General features: G+C 70.6%; 15 protein-coding genes. 3 read left to right on the top strand and 12 right to left on the bottom strand.

All coding sequences use genetic code 11. The annotated features are described in order from the left end of the window. Positions 1-12: 12 nt before the first annotated feature. The 10 genes from AXA68_RS10875 to AXA68_RS10830 all read right to left on the bottom strand — a co-directional run bounded on the left by AXA68_RS10875 (position 13) and on the right by AXA68_RS10830 (position 10,287). Entirely contained in the window at positions 13-1,011 is a 999-nt protein-coding gene (locus AXA68_RS10875; RefSeq protein ID WP_066416511.1) for an isocitrate/isopropylmalate family dehydrogenase, read from the bottom strand. Further along, positions 1,008-1,664, bottom strand: a complete 657-nt coding sequence (gene leuD / locus AXA68_RS10870) for a 3-isopropylmalate dehydratase small subunit (RefSeq protein WP_066416509.1) — start codon at positions 1,662-1,664, stop codon at positions 1,008-1,010. Before leuD ends, AXA68_RS10875 begins: the two co-directional genes overlap by 4 nt. After that, on the bottom strand, positions 1,661-3,082 hold the full coding sequence (gene leuC / locus AXA68_RS10865; RefSeq protein ID WP_066416507.1) for a 3-isopropylmalate dehydratase large subunit: 1,422 nt from the start codon (positions 3,080-3,082) through the stop codon (positions 1,661-1,663). The genes leuD and leuC overlap by 4 nt, the downstream gene beginning before the upstream one ends. 61 nt (positions 3,083-3,143) lie before the next feature. Then, positions 3,144-4,196: a ketol-acid reductoisomerase gene (ilvC, locus tag AXA68_RS10860; RefSeq protein WP_066416504.1), complete on the bottom strand. Its 1,053-nt coding sequence runs from the start codon at positions 4,194-4,196 to the stop codon at positions 3,144-3,146. A gap of 6 nt (positions 4,197-4,202) precedes the next feature. Continuing rightward, the gene (ilvN, locus tag AXA68_RS10855; RefSeq protein WP_066416501.1) at positions 4,203-4,856 is read right to left on the bottom strand and encodes an acetolactate synthase small subunit; all 654 of its coding nucleotides are present in this window, start codon (positions 4,854-4,856) and stop codon (positions 4,203-4,205) included. Next, entirely contained in the window at positions 4,853-6,685 is a 1,833-nt protein-coding gene (ilvB, locus tag AXA68_RS10850) for a biosynthetic-type acetolactate synthase large subunit (protein WP_066416489.1), read from the bottom strand. The genes ilvN and ilvB overlap by 4 nt, the downstream gene beginning before the upstream one ends. A gap of 403 nt (positions 6,686-7,088) precedes the next feature. Beyond that, entirely contained in the window at positions 7,089-8,270 is a 1,182-nt protein-coding gene (locus AXA68_RS10845) for a LeuA family protein (RefSeq protein WP_080505233.1), read from the bottom strand. Positions 8,271-8,485: 215 nt separating this feature from the next. Continuing rightward, entirely contained in the window at positions 8,486-8,944 is a 459-nt protein-coding gene (locus tag AXA68_RS10840) for a hypothetical protein (RefSeq protein ID WP_066416475.1), read from the bottom strand. A gap of 95 nt (positions 8,945-9,039) precedes the next feature. Beyond that, entirely contained in the window at positions 9,040-9,351 is a 312-nt protein-coding gene (locus AXA68_RS10835) for a DUF7111 family protein (protein WP_066416472.1), read from the bottom strand. Positions 9,352-9,744: 393 nt separating this feature from the next. Then, positions 9,745-10,287, bottom strand: coding sequence for a carboxymuconolactone decarboxylase family protein (locus tag AXA68_RS10830; RefSeq protein ID WP_066416471.1), 543 nt, complete (start codon positions 10,285-10,287; stop codon positions 9,745-9,747). A gap of 151 nt (positions 10,288-10,438) precedes the next feature. Between AXA68_RS10830 and AXA68_RS10825 the strand changes: the two genes are divergently transcribed. Further along, positions 10,439-11,368, top strand: coding sequence for a 1,4-dihydroxy-2-naphthoate polyprenyltransferase (locus tag AXA68_RS10825; RefSeq protein WP_066416468.1), 930 nt, complete (start codon positions 10,439-10,441; stop codon positions 11,366-11,368). After that, positions 11,368-12,501: a mandelate racemase/muconate lactonizing enzyme family protein gene (locus AXA68_RS10820; RefSeq protein WP_066416465.1), complete on the top strand. Its 1,134-nt coding sequence runs from the start codon at positions 11,368-11,370 to the stop codon at positions 12,499-12,501. The genes AXA68_RS10825 and AXA68_RS10820 overlap by 1 nt, the downstream gene beginning before the upstream one ends. Before the next feature lie 46 nt (positions 12,502-12,547). Here AXA68_RS10820 and AXA68_RS10815 read toward each other — a convergent pair whose 3' ends face one another. Both AXA68_RS10815 and AXA68_RS10810 read right to left on the bottom strand, forming a co-directional pair. Continuing rightward, positions 12,548-13,099, bottom strand: coding sequence for a hypothetical protein (locus AXA68_RS10815; protein ID WP_066416462.1), 552 nt, complete (start codon positions 13,097-13,099; stop codon positions 12,548-12,550). A gap of 92 nt (positions 13,100-13,191) precedes the next feature. Then, positions 13,192-13,560 (bottom strand): hypothetical protein, encoded by a 369-nt coding sequence (locus AXA68_RS10810; protein ID WP_066416459.1) that lies wholly within the window; start codon positions 13,558-13,560, stop codon positions 13,192-13,194. A 110-nt stretch (positions 13,561-13,670) separates the two neighbouring features. Here AXA68_RS10810 and AXA68_RS10805 point away from each other — a divergent pair, with 110 nt between their 5' ends. Continuing rightward, a complete protein-coding gene (locus tag AXA68_RS10805) occupies positions 13,671-16,361 on the top strand; it encodes an AAA domain-containing protein (protein ID WP_066416457.1) in 2,691 nt (896 codons plus the stop codon). Positions 16,362-16,408 lie beyond the last annotated feature (47 nt).

Here is a 16,408-nt window from a genome sequence, read left to right as displayed (position 1 = left end):
CCGGCCGACGACCTACAGTCGGCCGACGATCGCCGCGGTGACCTCGTCGGTCGTCGCGTCGCCGCCGAGATCGCCCGTTCGAGGCCCCTCCGAGAGGACAGACTCGACCGCGGTCCGGACCCGCTCGGCCTCCTCCAGGTACCCGAGGTACTCGAGAAGCATGGCCGCGGAGAGGACCGCCGCCGTCGGGTTCGCGACCCCCTCGCCGGCGATGTCTGGCGCGGTGCCGTGGACCGGCTCGAAGAGCGCGTTGTCGTGGCCGACGTTCGCCGAGGGGAGCAGGCCGAGCCCGCCGACGAGCCCCGCGGCCAGGTCCGAGAGCACGTCGCCCGCGAGGTTCGGACAGACGACCACGCCGTACTGGCTCGGATCCAGCGGGAGCTTCGTCGCGAACGCGTCCATCAGCTCCTCGTCGGCGTCGACGCCGCGCTCCGCGGCGACCTCGAGCACCGCCTCCCGGAAGCGGCCGTCGGTCTCGCGCATCACGTTCGACTTGTGTGCGACCGTGAACCCCTCCTCGGGGTCGCCCGCGGGCCCGCGGCCGTCCTCGACGAACTCGCAGGCGTACTCGGCGAGCTCGCGGGAGGCCGAGGTCGTGACCACGCGAGTCAGCGTCGAGAGGTCGTCGCTGAGCCGGTCCTCGTGGCCGGCGTAGACGCCCTCGGTGTTCTCGCGCAGGAAGACCACGTCCGTCTCCGGGCGGAGCGCGTCGACGCCGGGGTACGCCTTCGCGGGTCGGACGTTCACGAACGAGTCCACCGCCTCGCGCAGCGGGAGGATGACGTCGGCGGCGGTCTCGCCGGCCGCGCCGAACAGCGTCGCGTCCGCGTCGGCGACCAGGTCGTACGTCTCCGCGGGGAGCGCCTCGCCGGTCGACTCCTTCACCGCGTCGCCGGCCTCGCCGGAGACGAACTCGAAGCCGATCTCGAGCGCCTCGAGCACCTCGATCGCCGCCGGCACGACCTCCGTTCCGATCCCGTCACCCTCGATGACGGCGATCTCGTGGCTCACGCGTCCTCCTCCGGAACGTGCTCCGGCGGAACGTACGGCAGCGACCGGGCGGTCTCGCGGACCGCCCCCGCGTTCGCGCCCATCAGCGCCGTGGTGTCCCAGACGCCCTCGACGAGCGCCTTTCGCTGGGCGTCGTGAACCGTCGCCTCGATCGTCGTGTCGCCGTAGGTGATCGTCTCCGCGGCCACGTCGATGTCGACCTCGGCGTCGGGGTTCGCCTCGACGTAGTCCTGTAGCGCCTCGATGGATTCCTGGTCGGCGGTGACCGTCGGAATACCGAGTGCGAGACAGTTGCCCGCGAAGATCTCCGCGAACGACTCGCCGACGACGGCGTCGATCCCCCAGCGCATCAACGCCTGCGGGGCGTGTTCGCGGGAGGAGCCACAGCCGAAGTTCGCGTTGACGACGAGCACGTTCGCCCCCCGATACTTCTCCTCGTTGAACGGGTGGTCCTTCTCGTTGTCCTCGTCGTCGAAGCGCTGGTCGAAGAACGCGAACTGTCCCAGCCCGTCGAAGGTGACGACCTTCATGAAGCGGGCGGGGATGATCTGGTCGGTGTCGATGTCGTTTCCGCGGACCGGTATCCCGGTCCCGGTGACCTCGGTCACCTTCTCCGCCGGTGCCTCGCCGGCGCTGAACTCGGGAGAGCTCATACGGTCGCCACCTCCTCCATCTCGCGCACGTCGGTGACCTCCCCGGTCACCGCCGCGGCCGCGACCATGATCGGACTCATCAGGACGGTCCGGCCGTCCTTCGAGCCCTGTCGACCGACGAAGTTCCGGTTCGAGGAGGACGCGCTCGCCTCGTCGCCCACCAGCTGGTCGTCGTTCATCCCGAGACACATCGAACAGCCGGGCTCGCGCCAGTCGAAGCCGGCGTCTTTGAAGATCTCGTCGAGCCCCTCGGCCTCGGCGGCGTCGCGGACGCGCTGGCTGCCGGGGACGACCATCGCGCGCACGTCGTCGTCGACCTCGCGGCCCTTGATGAACGCCGCGGCCTCGCGGAGGTCCTTCAGACGCGCGTTGGTACACGACCCGAGGAACGCCACGTCGATCTCGTAGCCCTCCATCGTGTCGCCCGGCTCGACGCGCATGTGTTTCTGTGCGCGACGGGCGGTGTCGCGGTCCTCCTCCGGCAGGTCCTCGGGATCCGGGATCGGCTCGGTGATCCCCGCGGTCTGTCCGGGCGTGGTCCCCCACGTCACGGTCGGCTCGATGGCCGACCCGTCGATGGTGACCACGTCGTCGTACTCGGCGTCGTCGTCCGTCCGGATCGACTCCCAGTACGGTTTCAGCCGCTCGAACTCCTCCGGGTCGTCCGCGAAGGCGTCGGTCCCTTCCAGCCACTCGTAGGTGGTCTCGTCGGGGTTGACGTAGCCCGCGCGGGCGCCGCCCTCGATGGACATGTTACAGATGGACATCCGTCCCTCCATCCCCAGGTCCTCGATGGCCTCGCCGGCGTACTCGTACACGTATCCGACGCCGCCGTCGGTCCCGAGCTTCCCGATGATCGTCAGGATGACGTCCTTGGCGGTGACGCCCTCGCCGAGCTCGCCCGTGACCTCGATCTTCCGGACCTTCTGTTTCTCCATGGCGACACAGCCGGTCGCCAGCACGTCGCGGATCTGTGAGGTCCCGATGCCGAACGCCAGCGCGCCGAACGCGCCGTGTGTCGACGTGTGCGAGTCGCCACAGACGATGGTCATTCCGGGCTGGGTGAGCCCCTGCTCCGGTCCGATGACGTGAACGATCCCCTGGTCGCCGGAGTCGGGATCGGAGAAGTCGATGCCCGAACCGCGGACGTTCTCCTCGAGTTCGGCCATCATCTCCTCCGCGGCCTCGTCCCGGTACGGCCGGTCGCGGTTTCCTGTCGGCACGATGTGATCGACCGTCGCGTGCGTTCGCTCGGGGAACGCGACCTCCTGGTCACGCTCCTTCAGCATGCCGAACGCCTGCGGGCTGGTGACCTCGTGGACGAGGTGGAGCCCGACGAACAGCTGGTCCTGTCCGGTCGGCAGCGCCGTCACCTTGTGACGGTCCCACACCTTGTCGTACAGCGTCCCCTCGCTCATCGGAGATCACCCGACGACCCCGCGGGCTCGGCCGAACGGTTCGCGTCGCCGCGTCCGCCCATCAGGCCTTCACCTCGCTCGTCTCCTCCTCCTCTTCGGTCTCCTGCCAGGCGAACAGCCCGCGGAGCTCCTCGCCGACCGCCTCGATCTCGTGGTTCTTCTCGGCGTGACGGAGCTGGGTGTAGGAGGGTCGACCGGCCTGGTTCTCCGCGATCCACTCGCGGGCGAACTGGCCGTTCTGGACCTTCTCGAGGATGTCCTCCATGTTCTCGCGGGCGTGTTCGTCGACGACGACGTCGCCTTTGGTGAGCCCGCCGTACTCGGCCGTGTCCGAGACCGAGTCCCACATGTCGCCGAGGCCGCCCTCGTACATCAGGTCGACGATGAGTTTCAGCTCGTTGAGGCACTCGAAGTACGCCATCTCGGGGGAGTAGCCGGCGTCGACGAGCGTCTCGTACCCCTGTTTCACGAGCGAGGTGACGCCGCCACAGAGCACCGCCTGCTCGCCGAACAGGTCCGTCTCCGTCTCCTCGCGGAACGTCGTCTCCACGACGCCGGCGCGGGTACAGCCGATCGCGGCCGCGTACGCGAGCCCCTCGTCGTGGGCCTCGCCGGTGGCGTCCTGGTACACCGCGAGCAGGCCGGGCGTCCCCTGGTCGTTCTCGTAGTTCCGGCGCACGAGGTGGCCCGGCGACTTCGGTGCGACCATCGTCACGTCGACGTCCTCGGGCGGCTGGATCTGGTTGTAGTGGATGTTGAACCCGTGTGCGAACTGGAGCGTGTCGCCGGCCTCCAGGTTCGGCTCGATGGCGTTCTCGTAGACGTCCGGCTGGACGGTGTCGGGAACGAGCACGCTCACGACGTCCGCCTCCGCGGCGGCCTCGGCGGGGGTCGCGACGCGGAGCCCGTCGCCCTCGGCGGCCTCCCGCGAGGAGCTCTCCTCGCGGAGGCCGACGACCACGTCGACCCCGCTGTCGGAGAGGTTCTGTGCGTGCGCGTGTCCCTGCGAGCCGTAGCCGAGTACGGCGACGGTCTTCTGGACGATCGCCTCGCTGTCGGCGTCGTCGTCGTAGTATACTGTCGAATCGAACGTCTGGGTGTCGTCTTCTGTCATTGTCGGTTACTGGGTGTTCGGCGTCGTCGGTTCGCCGGCCGTTCCGGGTTTCTCTCCTGGCGCGGTGGGGATGTTCCCCCGCGCGAGCGCGGTCTGACCGGTTCGGGCGATCTCGATGATCCCGAACTGATCGAACGCGTCGATCGCGTCGTCGATCTTCGACTCGTCGCCGGTGAGCTGGACGGTGATCGTCTTCGGCCCGGCGTCGAGCGTCCGGCCGTCGTACATCTCCGCGACGGCGTGGACCTTGTCCGGCTCCTCGCCGTGGACCTTCAACAGGACGAGTTCGGACGTGACGGCGCTTCCGGAGACTTCGCCCACGGAGATAACGGGCTTCAGCTTCGCCATCTGTTTTTCGATCTGGTCGATCCCCGGGTCCGTCTCCTCGACGACCATGGTGATACGGGAGTGGCCCTCGACCGTCGTCGGTCCGACGGTCAGGCTCTCGATGTTGAACTGCCGCCGGGAGACGAGCCCCGAGACGCGCGCGAGCACGCCGGGCTCGTCCTCGACCAGCGCGGAGATGACCGCGCGCCGCGAGTCGTGTTCCGCCTCCACGACGGGGTCGATCCGGTGACCCTCCAGGTTCCGCCGTCCCTCCGGCTGGGGGCGCTCGTCCGGTGCCGGACCGGGCATGCCGGCCGCGTCCTCCCCGCTCATAGCTGGTCCTCCGTGAGCGCGAACCGCCCGTTCGCTCCGCCGCTCGGGACCATCGGAAGCACGTTCTCCTCGGGGTCGACGTGGAAGTCGATCACCGCGGGGCCGTCGTACGCGAGCGCCTCCTCGACCGCCGGGGCGACCTCGTCGTAGCCGTCGACGCGGATCCCGAGCGCGCCGAACGCCTCGGCGAGCTTGTCGAACTCCGGCATCCAGTTGTAGTCGGACGCCATGTGTCGACCCTCGAAGAAGGCGTCCTGCCACTGGCGCACCATCCCGATGTACTCGTTGTTGAGCACCGCGAACGTGACGTTGAGGTCCTCGCGGACGGCCACGGAGAGCTCCTGCATCGTCATCAGGAAGGAGCCGTCGCCGTCGAAACAGACCACGTCGCGGTCGGGCTCGCCCATCGCGTCGGCGGCGACGCGCGCGCCGATCGCGGCCGGGACGCCGTATCCCATCGTCCCCAGCCCGTGCGAGGAGACCCACGTTCGGGGCTCCGTGTACGTCCAGAACTGGGAGGCCCACATCTGGTGTTGGCCGACGCCGGTCGTCACGATGGTGTCGTCGTCGGTCGCCTCGTCGAACGCCTCGACGACGAACTGCGGCTTCAGAGGTTCGTCGTCGGGCGTCGCGTACGTCATCGGGTACGTCTCCTTCCACTCCTGACACTGCTCGCGCCACTCGTCAGCGTCGGGCGCGTCGCGAACCGCCTCGAGCAGCTGTTCGAGGACGGTCCCGGCGTCGCCGATCAGCGGGTAGTCGGCGTACACGTTCTTCGAGATCTCCGCCGGGTCGATGTCGACGTGGACGACCTCGGCCTCCGGCGCGAAGGTGTCGATCCCGCCCGTCAGCCGGTCGTCGAACCGGGTGCCGACCGCGATCAGGCAGTCGGTGTGGGTGATCGCCATGTTGGCGTAGCCGGTCCCGTGCATCCCCGCCCACGACAGCGACAGCTCGTCGTCTTCGGGGAACGACCCGATCCCCGGCATCGTCGTCGTCACGGGGATCTCGTGGGTGCGCGCGAACTCCCGCGCGACCTCGCTCGCCTCCGCCTTGATCACGCCGCCGCCGAACAGACACAGCGGCCGGTCGGCGTCCTCGATGGCGCGGGCGGCGGCCTCGACCGCGTCCTCGCGAGCCCGCGGGTCCGGATCGGTGCCCGCGGGGGCCTCCGCCGGGCCGGGCGTCTTCTCGGTGTCGTCGAGGGTGACGTTCTTCGGGAGGTCGACGAGCGTCGGACCGGGGCGGCCGACCCGCGAGAGCTCGAAGGCCTCGCCGACCACGTCGCCGATGGCGTCCGCGTCGTCGGCGAAGTAGTTGTGTTTCGTGATCGGGCGGGTGACGCCGACCGTGTCGGTCTCCTGGAACGCGTCGTTGCCGACGAACTCCGTCGGGACCTGCCCGGTCAGCGCCAACATCGCGTCGCTGTCCATGTCGGCGTCGGCGATGCCGGTGACGAGGTTCGTCGCGCCGGGGCCGGACGTGGCCAGACAGAGCCCGGGCTCGCCGGCGACGACGCCGTAGGCGTCTGCGGCGTGCGCCGCACCCTGCTCGTGGGCCATCGTCAGGTGACGGATCGAGGAGCTGTACAGGGCGTCGTACACCGGCATGATCGCCCCGCCCTGGACGCCGAAGGCGGTCTCCGCGCCCGCGGCCTCGAGGGCGGCGACGACCGACTCCGCGCCGGTCGACACCTGTCTCGTCTCGCCGTCTGGTCGGTTCTCCTCGCCGGCCGGCTCCGCCGCGTCCGGGCCGTCCGCGTCGGCCGGATCGGACGCCTGCTCGGCGTCGGGGTCGTCCTCTCGTGGGTGTGTTGCTGAATCGCTCATCGTGTGTGGTGTGTGGGTCTCTCTCGGATGCGGGCGTCGATCGGTCCGGACGCGGGCCGCGACGACGGGCCGTCGCCGGTTGGCGACGAGTCGCCGGCACGGGCGCGTCCGTCGATACGTCGGGTCGGTGAGGAAGTGGTGGTGTAGGGGATCAGACCCCTACGATGGCTACAGCGACGGCTCCGGACCGGGTGGCGTCCCTGCGGGCGTGCCGTAACCGTCGCATTCGATCCAAACCCACGCGGGCCGCCTATAAATTCCTGTCGGCGCGAGCGATCGACCCGGAGACTCCTCGGCGCGCACCCGATGTCCGCCGGCGATCCGTCAGACGCAGCCCCGTCGCCGGACCGACGCGGAGCGTTCGGCAGTCGCTGGCGGGTCGCTACGACCGCGGAGGAGGCCATCAGATCCGGACCTCCTCCTCGCGCTCGACGCCGGCCTCGCGGGCGAACCGCTCGACGTCGCCGGCGGTCACCTGCCGCTTGCCGGCGCCGTACTCCTTGACCCGCTTCGTGATCTCGCGGACTTCCCCGTCGGTGGGGTCGAAGCCGGCCTCGACCAGGTGCTTGCGCACGCTGTGGGTGCCCGTGTGCTTGCCGAGCACGAACTCGCGTTCCGCGCCGACCATCTCGGGCGTCATCACGCCCGTCTCGAAGGTGTCCGCGTTCTCGATCACGCCCGCGGCGTGGATGCCCGACTCGTGGGCGAACGCGTTCCGCCCGGTGACGGGCTTGTTCGCCGGCACCGGGATGTCCGAGGCGTCCTCGACGATCCGGGCCAGCTTGGTGATCTGGGTCGTGTCGATGCCGGTGTCGACGCCGTACACCGACTCGACCGCCATCACGACCTCCTCGTAGGCCGCGTTGCCGGCGCGCTCGCCGATCCCGTTGACCGACACCTGCGCCTGCTCCGCGCCGTTCTCGAAGCCCATGACCGCGTTGGCCGCGGCCATCCCGAAGTCGTCGTGGGTGTGGACGTCGACGCGGGCGTCCGTCGCCTCGACGACCGCCTTCACCGTCTTGCCGAAGCTCGTCGGCATCGCGACCCCGCAGGTGTCCGGGATGTTGATCCAGTCGGTGCCGGCCTCGCTTACCGCCTCGACTATCTCCGTCAGGTAGTCGGGGTCGGTCCGCGTGGCGTCCATCGGCGAGAACATACACTCGACGCCGGCGTCTTTCACCTGCTCGACGGCGTCGACGGCACGCTCCTTGGCCTCGCGGCGCGTGGCGTGCATGGAGTCCTCGAGCTGGACGTCGCTCGTCGAGACGAACACGTGGACCATCTCCACGCCCGAGTCGATGGCGGCGTCGATGTCGCCCTCGACGACGCGGGCGAGCCCACAGACGGTCGTGTCCGTCGCGGCTGCGATATCGCTCACGGCCTCGAACTCCGCGTCGGAGTTCACCGGGAACCCGGCCTCGATGACGTGGGTCCCCATGTCGTCCAGCGTCGCCGCTATCTCGCGTTTCTCGTCGTAGCTGAACGAAGTACGTGGTGACTGTTCTCCGTCTCGTAACGTCGTGTCGAAGATCCGTACAGGACCGATTTCGATGTTAGAAGCTATCGTGCCCTGGAAGAACTCGATCCGCCGGGGTGTCCGACGAAGCCTCCGTGATGTCTGTCATCGACTGACAGCAGGACGTTTGTCTACTTAAGTATTACGTCCCGAGAGGGATCCGATCGTTCGATCAGCGATCCTCCCACACGGAGCGAGTAGCAGGAGATCCGTGGGGAACTCGACCGGCGTATGGTGTCGATTCGACGACTCCGCGGGAGATGCGGCGCGCGTCGAGCGCCCGGCTACGATCGATCGAGTCCGCCCTCCGCCGCTTCCGCCGACGGGAACCCGTCGTAGCACAGCTCGTTCAATCGCACGTTCCGCTCCCGTTCGATCTGGACGTAGACGGCGTCACCGGCGGAGTCGTCGGAGCAATCAATCGTGACCGAGCCGCTTGCGCTCAAGCCGTCGCCGAAGGAGGCGGTCACGTCGAGACGGGTCCCGTCCGACACCTCGCCGAGCGCGATCTCGGTCTCCACCGTCCCCCACGTATCCGGCGTGGCGGCGGCGACCTCCACGTACTGGCGGACCAACTCCGTGTCCCCCTTCTCGATGAGGATCCGGCCGTCCCGACGAGAGGGGGTGTAGTTGTTGACCGCGACCAGAAGGGACCGTCGCGGATCGGAGAGCGCCGAACACCCGGAAAGCAGGGTGACACCGCCTGTACTCGCGAGGAGGAACTGCCGGCGAGTCGGGGACATGCGACCACCGACCGGACCGAACGGTATATGTTCTCCGGAAGCGAGGGCGGGTCAGAGACGCGTCCTCCACGGCACACCGCGGTCCGCTCCGAGGGTCACATCCCCATGTCGGCCGCGGCCTCCGGAACGGGGAGGTCGCGAGCCGCGACGCCGACCAGTTCGGCGGCGTGGTCGAGCGCCATGTCGAACCCGTAGTACCGCTCCAGTTCGTCGCCGTCCGGGCCGGTTCGAACCTTGAGCATGGCGTACCCCTCGCGGTTCTGTGCGACCGTCGCCTCCCGCCCGTCCGCCGAGAACGTGAGCAGGCGCTCGGCGTCCGTCTCCTCGTAGCGGCCCGTGACGCCCTCGGCTTCGGCGGTCGCCGTCTCGCCCGGTTCGGCGTGCTCCGACTCCGTCGTGTCCGTCATACCCGACGTTGGCTCCGAACCCTGTCGTATCTGTCGGTCCGGATCGTCTCCTTCGCGGGTTCGCTTTTTAGACCGGTCTCCCTCCGAATCGGCCGCTATATTTCGTGTGCTAATGGTACGGATACTTCGATGGAGAGCGAGTTGATGAGAACAGTGTCGTTGCTGGCGCGGTGAACACCGCCAAAGCCCCAGCCGCGAGGACTCGCGGCCGCCCCTTTGAGTCCCGCCCGCCCCGCACAGCCCCACACCTCACGCCTCCCCAGCCTCGCGGCTCACGGCTCGCGGCTTCGCCGCTCGCCACCGAGGTGCTCGTTTCACTCGCACCTCGCTCGCCGCGTCCCTCGCGGGCGGTTCGCGCCCTCCGGGCGCTCACCGGCGCGCCACCGCCATCGCTCACCGCGGGTCCCAGCCGTGGAACGTCGTCCCCGACTCCAACTCGAGGTCGAACGCGCGGATGAGCGCCCCGAGCGCGGCGTACCCTCCTGCGGTTGCGGCGATCCCGACGATCTCGTCGTCGTCGTACAGCGCCGCGATCGACTCGTGGGTGACCGCGTCGACGGACTCCTCGACGACGGCCCGGACGTACGCCACGAGGGTCCGCTCGTCGCGGTCGAGCGCGGTCGGGTCGCCGGTTCCGATCCCGGCGATGACCGCGTCGTCGATGCCGACGTCGCGCGCGATGTTGACGTGCTGGTGCCACTCGTAGCGGCTGTCGATCGTCGCCGCCGTCGCGAGGATGACGAGCTCCCGTTCTCTATCCGTGAGCCCGCTGTCGTTCCACAGCGAGCGCAGGAACGACCGCATCCCCGCGAGCACCGCCGGGTTGTTGCCGATCGAGCGGTAGACGTTGAGCGGCTTCCCCTGGAGCGCCGACTCCAGCAACGCCTCGTGTTCGTCCGGGACGTCCGCCGCCTCGACGTATGGGACGCGTGCCATACGCCCGACGCGGTCGCACGGGGGTTAGGTGTACGCGAGTCGGTAGCGTTCTCCGCGAGTCGACGCCGACGGGACTCGGACGGGCTCGGCGACGCCGGCGACCCCGCCGTCGATGGGAAGGTTAAGGGGCGGGACTCCCCAAGCGACGGTAATGGCTATCGAGGTGTCGCGTCGGCGGGCGTGGGTGCTCGCCGCGCGACCGCAGACGCTCCCCGCGGCGGCCGCGCCCGTGATCGTCGGCGTCGGGCTCGCGGTCGGAGCCGGAACGTTCGCCCCGCTCCCGGCGCTCGCGGCGCTGGTCGGCGCGGCGCTGATCCAGATCGGGACCAACTTCGCGAACGACTACTACGACGCGATCCAGGGCGCGGACACCGACGACCGCGAGGGGTTCACCCGCGTCGTCGCCAGCGGCCTCATCGAGCCGGCGGAGGTCAAACGCGCGATGTGGCTGACGTTCGCGGCCGCGATCGGCGTCGGCACGTACCTCGTCTACGTCGGCGGCGTCCCGATACTCGTCGTCGGGCTGGCGAGCGTCGCGGCCGGGATCGCCTACACCGGCGGCCCGTACCCGCTCGGCTACCACGGGCTCGGCGACGTGTTCGTCTTCGTCTTCTTCGGGCTGATCGCGGTCACCGGAACCTACTACGTCCAGGCCGCGGCGCTCCTCGCCGGGGCGTTCCCGCTGTGGATCCCCGAGGGGACCGTCACGCTCTCGGCCGCCGTCGCCAGCCTGCCGGTGGCCGCGCTCTCGACGAACATCCTCGTCGTCAACAACGTCCGCGACCGCGAGGAGGACGCGGCGACGGGCAAGCGAACCCTCGCGGTCCGGTTCGGCTACCGGTTCTCGCGGGTCCAGTACGTCGGCCTCCTCGCGCTCGCGTACGTCACCCCCTTCTGGTTCGTCGCGACCGGGGACGGGCTCACAGTCCTCCTCCCGCTCCTCACGCTGCCGCTCGCGGCGAGCGTCGCTCGGACCGTCCTGACCGAGACGAGCGGCGACGCGCTCAACCCCGCGCTCGAGTCGACCGGCAAGCTGCTCGCGGCGTACGCGGTCGCGTTCGCCGTCGGCCTCGCGCTCTGATGAGAGTTCGTCCGTTCTCCGTCGCGCTCGCGAGTCCCCTTCGAACCGCCCGCGAGGAGCTGACCGAACGGGCGGGGTTCCTCGTCGGCGTCGGCGGCTCCGACGGTGAGGTCGACCGGGACGGCGGCGACGGGGACACCGGCGACGTAGACGCACCCGCGACCGGGATCGGCGAGTCGACGCCGCTGCCCGGCTGGACCGAGTCGCGGTCGGCGTGTGCGGCCGCGCTCCGCGAGTCGGCCGTCGCGAGCGCGAACTCGGGAGGGCCGGCTGCCGCGCTCGCCGACCTCGACGCCGGCGACACGCCCGCCGCCCGCCACGGGCTCGCGCTCGCGCTCGCCGACGCGGCCGCCCGCGAGGCGGACCGATCGCTTTCCGCGCACCTCGCCGACCGGATCGCCCGGTCCGGCGACCGGACCGGACTCCCGGAACCCGCCGCCTCCGTCCCGGTCAACGCCACGATCGGGGACGGCACGCCGGAGGCGACCGCGGCGGACGCGGAGCGCGCGGCCGCGGACGGCTACCGCTGTCTGAAGGTGAAGGTCGGCGCGCGCCCGCTGGAGACCGACCTCGACCGGCTCCGGGCGGTCAGGGAGGCCGTGGGGCCCGCGGTCGACCTCCGCGCGGACGCCAACGGGGCGTGGGACCGGTCGACGGCGCGACGGGCGCTCGACCGGCTGGAGTCCCTCGATCTCGCGTACGTCGAGCAGCCGCTGCCGGCGGCGGCCCTCGACGCGACCGCCCGGCTGCGCGTGGAGGCCGCGGTGCCGATCGCGCTCGACGAGTCGCTCGCCGAACACTCGGTCGCGGACGTGTTGGCGGCCGACGCGGCCGACGCGGTCGTGATCAAGCCGATGGCGCTCGGCGGCCCGGACCGCGCGCTCGAGGCGGCGCTGCGGGCCCGAGAGGCGGGCGTCGAGCCGGTGGTCACGACGACGATCGACGCCGTCGTCGCGCGGACCGCGGCCGTCCACGTCGCCGCCGCGATCCCCGACGTCGCCGCCTGCGGGCTCGCGACCGGCGGGCTGCTCGCCGAGGACCTCGCGCCGGACCCCTGCCCGGTCGACGACGGACGGGTGGAGGTGCCCGACGGGCCGGGGATCGCGGGCGGCGCGTTCGACGGGCTGGTGTGAAAAACTCGCGTGAGAACGGCGATCGGGAGGGACCGATATCGGGGCCTCAGTGGAAGCCGCGGTCGACGTCGTCGGCGTCGATCAGGTCGTCGAGCTCCGCCGAGAGCAGCTCCTCGGCCTCCTCGAAGGTGTCGCCCAGCTCGTCGAGCTCGTCCGGACGGCCGTCGAACTCGTAGGCCATGGGGCCGAACGCGGGCGAGTCGATCGCCTCCATCACGTCCTCGAAGAGGTGGTCGGGCTCCGTGGGGGCCTCCGCGTGGACCTTCAGCGTCTCCTCCAGTCGGGTCGCCATGCTCTTCGCCTCGTCCTCGCTCTCGGGGGGCGTCCGCACCGCGAACCGCCCCGGCGACCCCTCGTCGGGGAGCAGCGGGTCGAGGTCGTCGTCGACCTTCCGGGCCACGCGGGTCCCGACCCCGCGGAGGTCCCGCGGGTTCTTCGCGTACGTCTTCAGGTGGTAGACGCCGACGCTCGGGTGCCCGAAGTAGAGGTCCTCGCCGAGTCCCTCGCGTCGGGAGCCGGCGACGGCGCGCCAGCCGTCCGGGTCGGTCGAGTCGCTCGCGACGTCCGCGAGGATCTCCTGCCAGTCGCGTACGCGCATGTCGGCGTCACGTTACCGCGGGACCCGCATGAGCGTATCGGTCGCGGTGACCGGCCGGGAGAACCCCCGCGCCGGACGCCGTCGTCACGGTCTCACCGCTCGGACGCCGGCTTCCGCCCGTCTCGCGGGGAGGAGTACGACTCCCACGCGATCAACAGCGAGCCGCCGACGAGAAAGAGGTAGGCGAGCGGCGCCTCCGCCCCGGCGATCAGGTCTGCGGAACCCCACAGCACGAGCACGCCGTACAGCGCGATCCGGAAGCGGGCGGTGTCGTATCCCTCGCGGAACGTCCCCCAGACGACGACCGCCGCGATGTAGAGGCTGACGACCGCGTCGCCGGCGGCCGCGAGCCCGGCGCTCGAGACGCGGAGATACGCGCTCGCGACGGAGAGCCCGGCCAGCACGAGGACGAACCCGACGACCGCCGGCCGCCCGTACCGGTCGTACAGCGAGTCGCTCATGCCCGCCCCCACGCGTCGAAGGGTAAGGAACCCACCGGTCGCGCCGCGGCGGGCCTCGAAACCGCCCCCCGCACCGACAGCGTTTTTCGCCGCCGCCGAGGATGGGAGGCGTGAACGTTCGGGGGCCGATCGTCTCCGTCGGGGAGACGCGAACGGTGTCGACGTCGTACGGCGAGCGCGACCTCCGCGAGCTACGGGTCCGCCCGGAGCGCGGCGCGGCCGAGCCGGTCGACGTGACGCTGTGGGGCGACTGGGCCGAGACCGGCGAGCACGCGGAGCCCGGCATGGAACTGCTCGTCACCGACGCGGAGGCGGACGAGTACGGCGGGGAGTCGGGCTACGCGACGACCGGCGACTCGTGGGTCGTGCTCGAACCGGATTTCCTCGTGGACGTGACCGGGATCCGGTCGTGGGTCCAGTGCCCGCGGATGTACTACCTCAACAAGCTCTCCGGGATCCCGCTCAACTACCCGGTCGTCAAGGGGACCATCGTCCACGAGGTGTTCGGCGACCTGCTCCGGGGGATGGACCTCGGGGAGTCGGTCGAGGAGCGCGTCGCGGAGGCGGGCCTCGAACTCGGTTTGCTCGGGTACGAGACGGCCGAGGTGGAGGACGAGGTGCGGCGAAACGCGGCCGCGATCGAGGGGTGGCTCGCGCAGGGCACCCTCACCGACGAGGACACCTGGCGCTCGGAGTTCACGCTCCTCTCGCCGACGTTCGGGCTGAAGGGGCGCGCCGACGCGCTGCGGCGCGGGACCCCCGTGGAGCTCAAAACGGGCAAGAACACGAACCGCGAGCCGCGCTTTCAGGACAAGATCCAGGCGGCCTGCTACGCGCTCATGCTCGAGGAGCGCGGCGTCGACCCGGACATCGGGACGCTGCTGTACACCAAGAACACCGCGCTCGAGCGGAACGAGGAGTCGGGCGACCTCGCGCCCGCCAAGGAGTTCACCGTCGGCGACGGCCTGTTGAAGTTCGTCGTGCGCGAGCGCAACGCGCTCGCGGCGATGGAGTGGCGCGCGCTGAACGACCCCGGCGAGCGCCCGACCGTCCCCACGGGATACGAGGCGGACGCGACCTGTAGCTACTGTTTCGAACGGGACGCCTGCATGGTCGTCTCCGGCCGCCTCGACCAGGAGTCGAAGGCCGGGCAGATCGGCACGGCCGTCCCCGAGGAGGAGCGCGACTACTTCGACCGCTTCTACACCGCGATCGAGGAGGAGCGCCGCGAGACCCACGCCGAGTACCGGAAGCTCTGGGAGCAGACCCCGGAGGAACGCGCGGCCGACGACCGGGCGCTGATCGACCTCGACCCCGTCTCGCGGACCGAGATCGACGACAACCGCTGGGAGCTCCGCGCCCGCAAGCCGGACGACGCGGTCTCGAAGCTCCGCGAGGGCGACGTGGCGCTCGCGAGCGACGGCGACCCCGTGACCGGCCACGCCGAGCTCGGTCGGATCCGGGCGCTGGGCGAGGAGGTCGTCGTCGAGACGGACGAGCCGGTCGACCTCCGGCGGCTCGACGTCTATCCCTCGGAGATCTCCGTCGACCGGATGCTCACCGCCCTCCACGACGCCGTGTTGAAGGGCAGCGAGCGACGGAAGGACGTGATCTTCGGTCGACGGGAGCCGGCGTTCTCGAGGGGGTCCGCCGCCGCCGCCGATCCCCCGACGTACATCGACAACAACGCGGCCCAGAACGAGGCCGTCTCGCTCGCCGTCGACGCCGAGGACTGCGCGCTGATCCACGGCCCGCCGGGGACCGGGAAGACGTACACCATCGCGCGGACGATCCGGGCGCTCGTCGCGGAGGGGAACCGCGTGCTGCTCGCGGCGTTCACGAACCGCGCCGTCGACAACGCCCTGGAGGCGCTGCGCGAGCAGGGGTTCGACGACGTCCTGCGGGTCGGCACCGAGACCGGCGTCCGCGCCGACATGCGGGACGTGCGGCTGGTCGAGCGCGGCGACCCGAACGAGAAGGCCGCGGAGCTGCGGGACGCGCCGGTCGTCGCGGCCACGACCGCCGCCTGCGGCTCCCGCGTCATGCGCGAGTGCGAGTTCGACGTGGCGCTCGTCGACGAGGCCTCCCAGCTCACGGAGCCGAGCACTCACGCCGCGATCACGCTCGCGGACCGGTTCGTGCTCGTCGGCGACCACGAACAGCTTCCCCCCGTGGTCCGGGCGGAGAACGACCTGAAGACCTCGCTGTTCCAGCGGCTCATCGAGACGTACCCCGACGCGAGCGTGATGCTCGACCGCCAGTACCGGATGAGCCAGCGGATCCAGGCGTTCGCCTCCGCCGAGTTCTACGACGGCGCGCTCCGGCCCGCCACGCCCGAGGTGGCCGGCCAGCGGCTGGCGGACTTGGGTGTCGACCCCGCCGCGCTCGCGCCCGAGTTGACCGGCGGCGTCGGCTTCGTCGACCCCGACGGCGAGCGCGACGGCAACCGCAACGTCCGGGAGGCCGAGCGGGTCGCGGGGATCGTCGACGCCTACCTCGCGGCCGGCGTCGACCCCGACGACGTCGGCGTCATCGCGCCGTTCCGCGCGCAGGTCGCGGAGATCGGCCGCCGGACCGACGTGACCGTCGACACCGTCGACCGGTTCCAGGGCTCCTCGAAGGAGGTGGTCGTGGTCTCGTTCGTCGCGACCGGCGACCTCGACGGGCCGATCTTCGAGGACCACCGCCGGGTGAACGTCGCGCTCACCCGCGCGAAGAAGCAGTTGACGCTCGTCGGCGACGCGACGGCGCTCGGCTCCGACCCCTTCTACGGCCGGATGCTGGAGTGGGCGCGGCGGTAGCGGTCGGTCGCGCCGGCGAACGCGACGATCGCGACGATCGCGCCCAC

This window comes from Halorubrum aethiopicum (assembly GCF_001542905.1).
GTDB classification, from domain to species: domain Archaea; phylum Halobacteriota; class Halobacteria; order Halobacteriales; family Haloferacaceae; genus Halorubrum; species Halorubrum aethiopicum.
The sequence above is the reverse complement of the archived record's forward strand: the minus strand, read 5'-3'. Positions and strand labels throughout refer to the sequence as shown.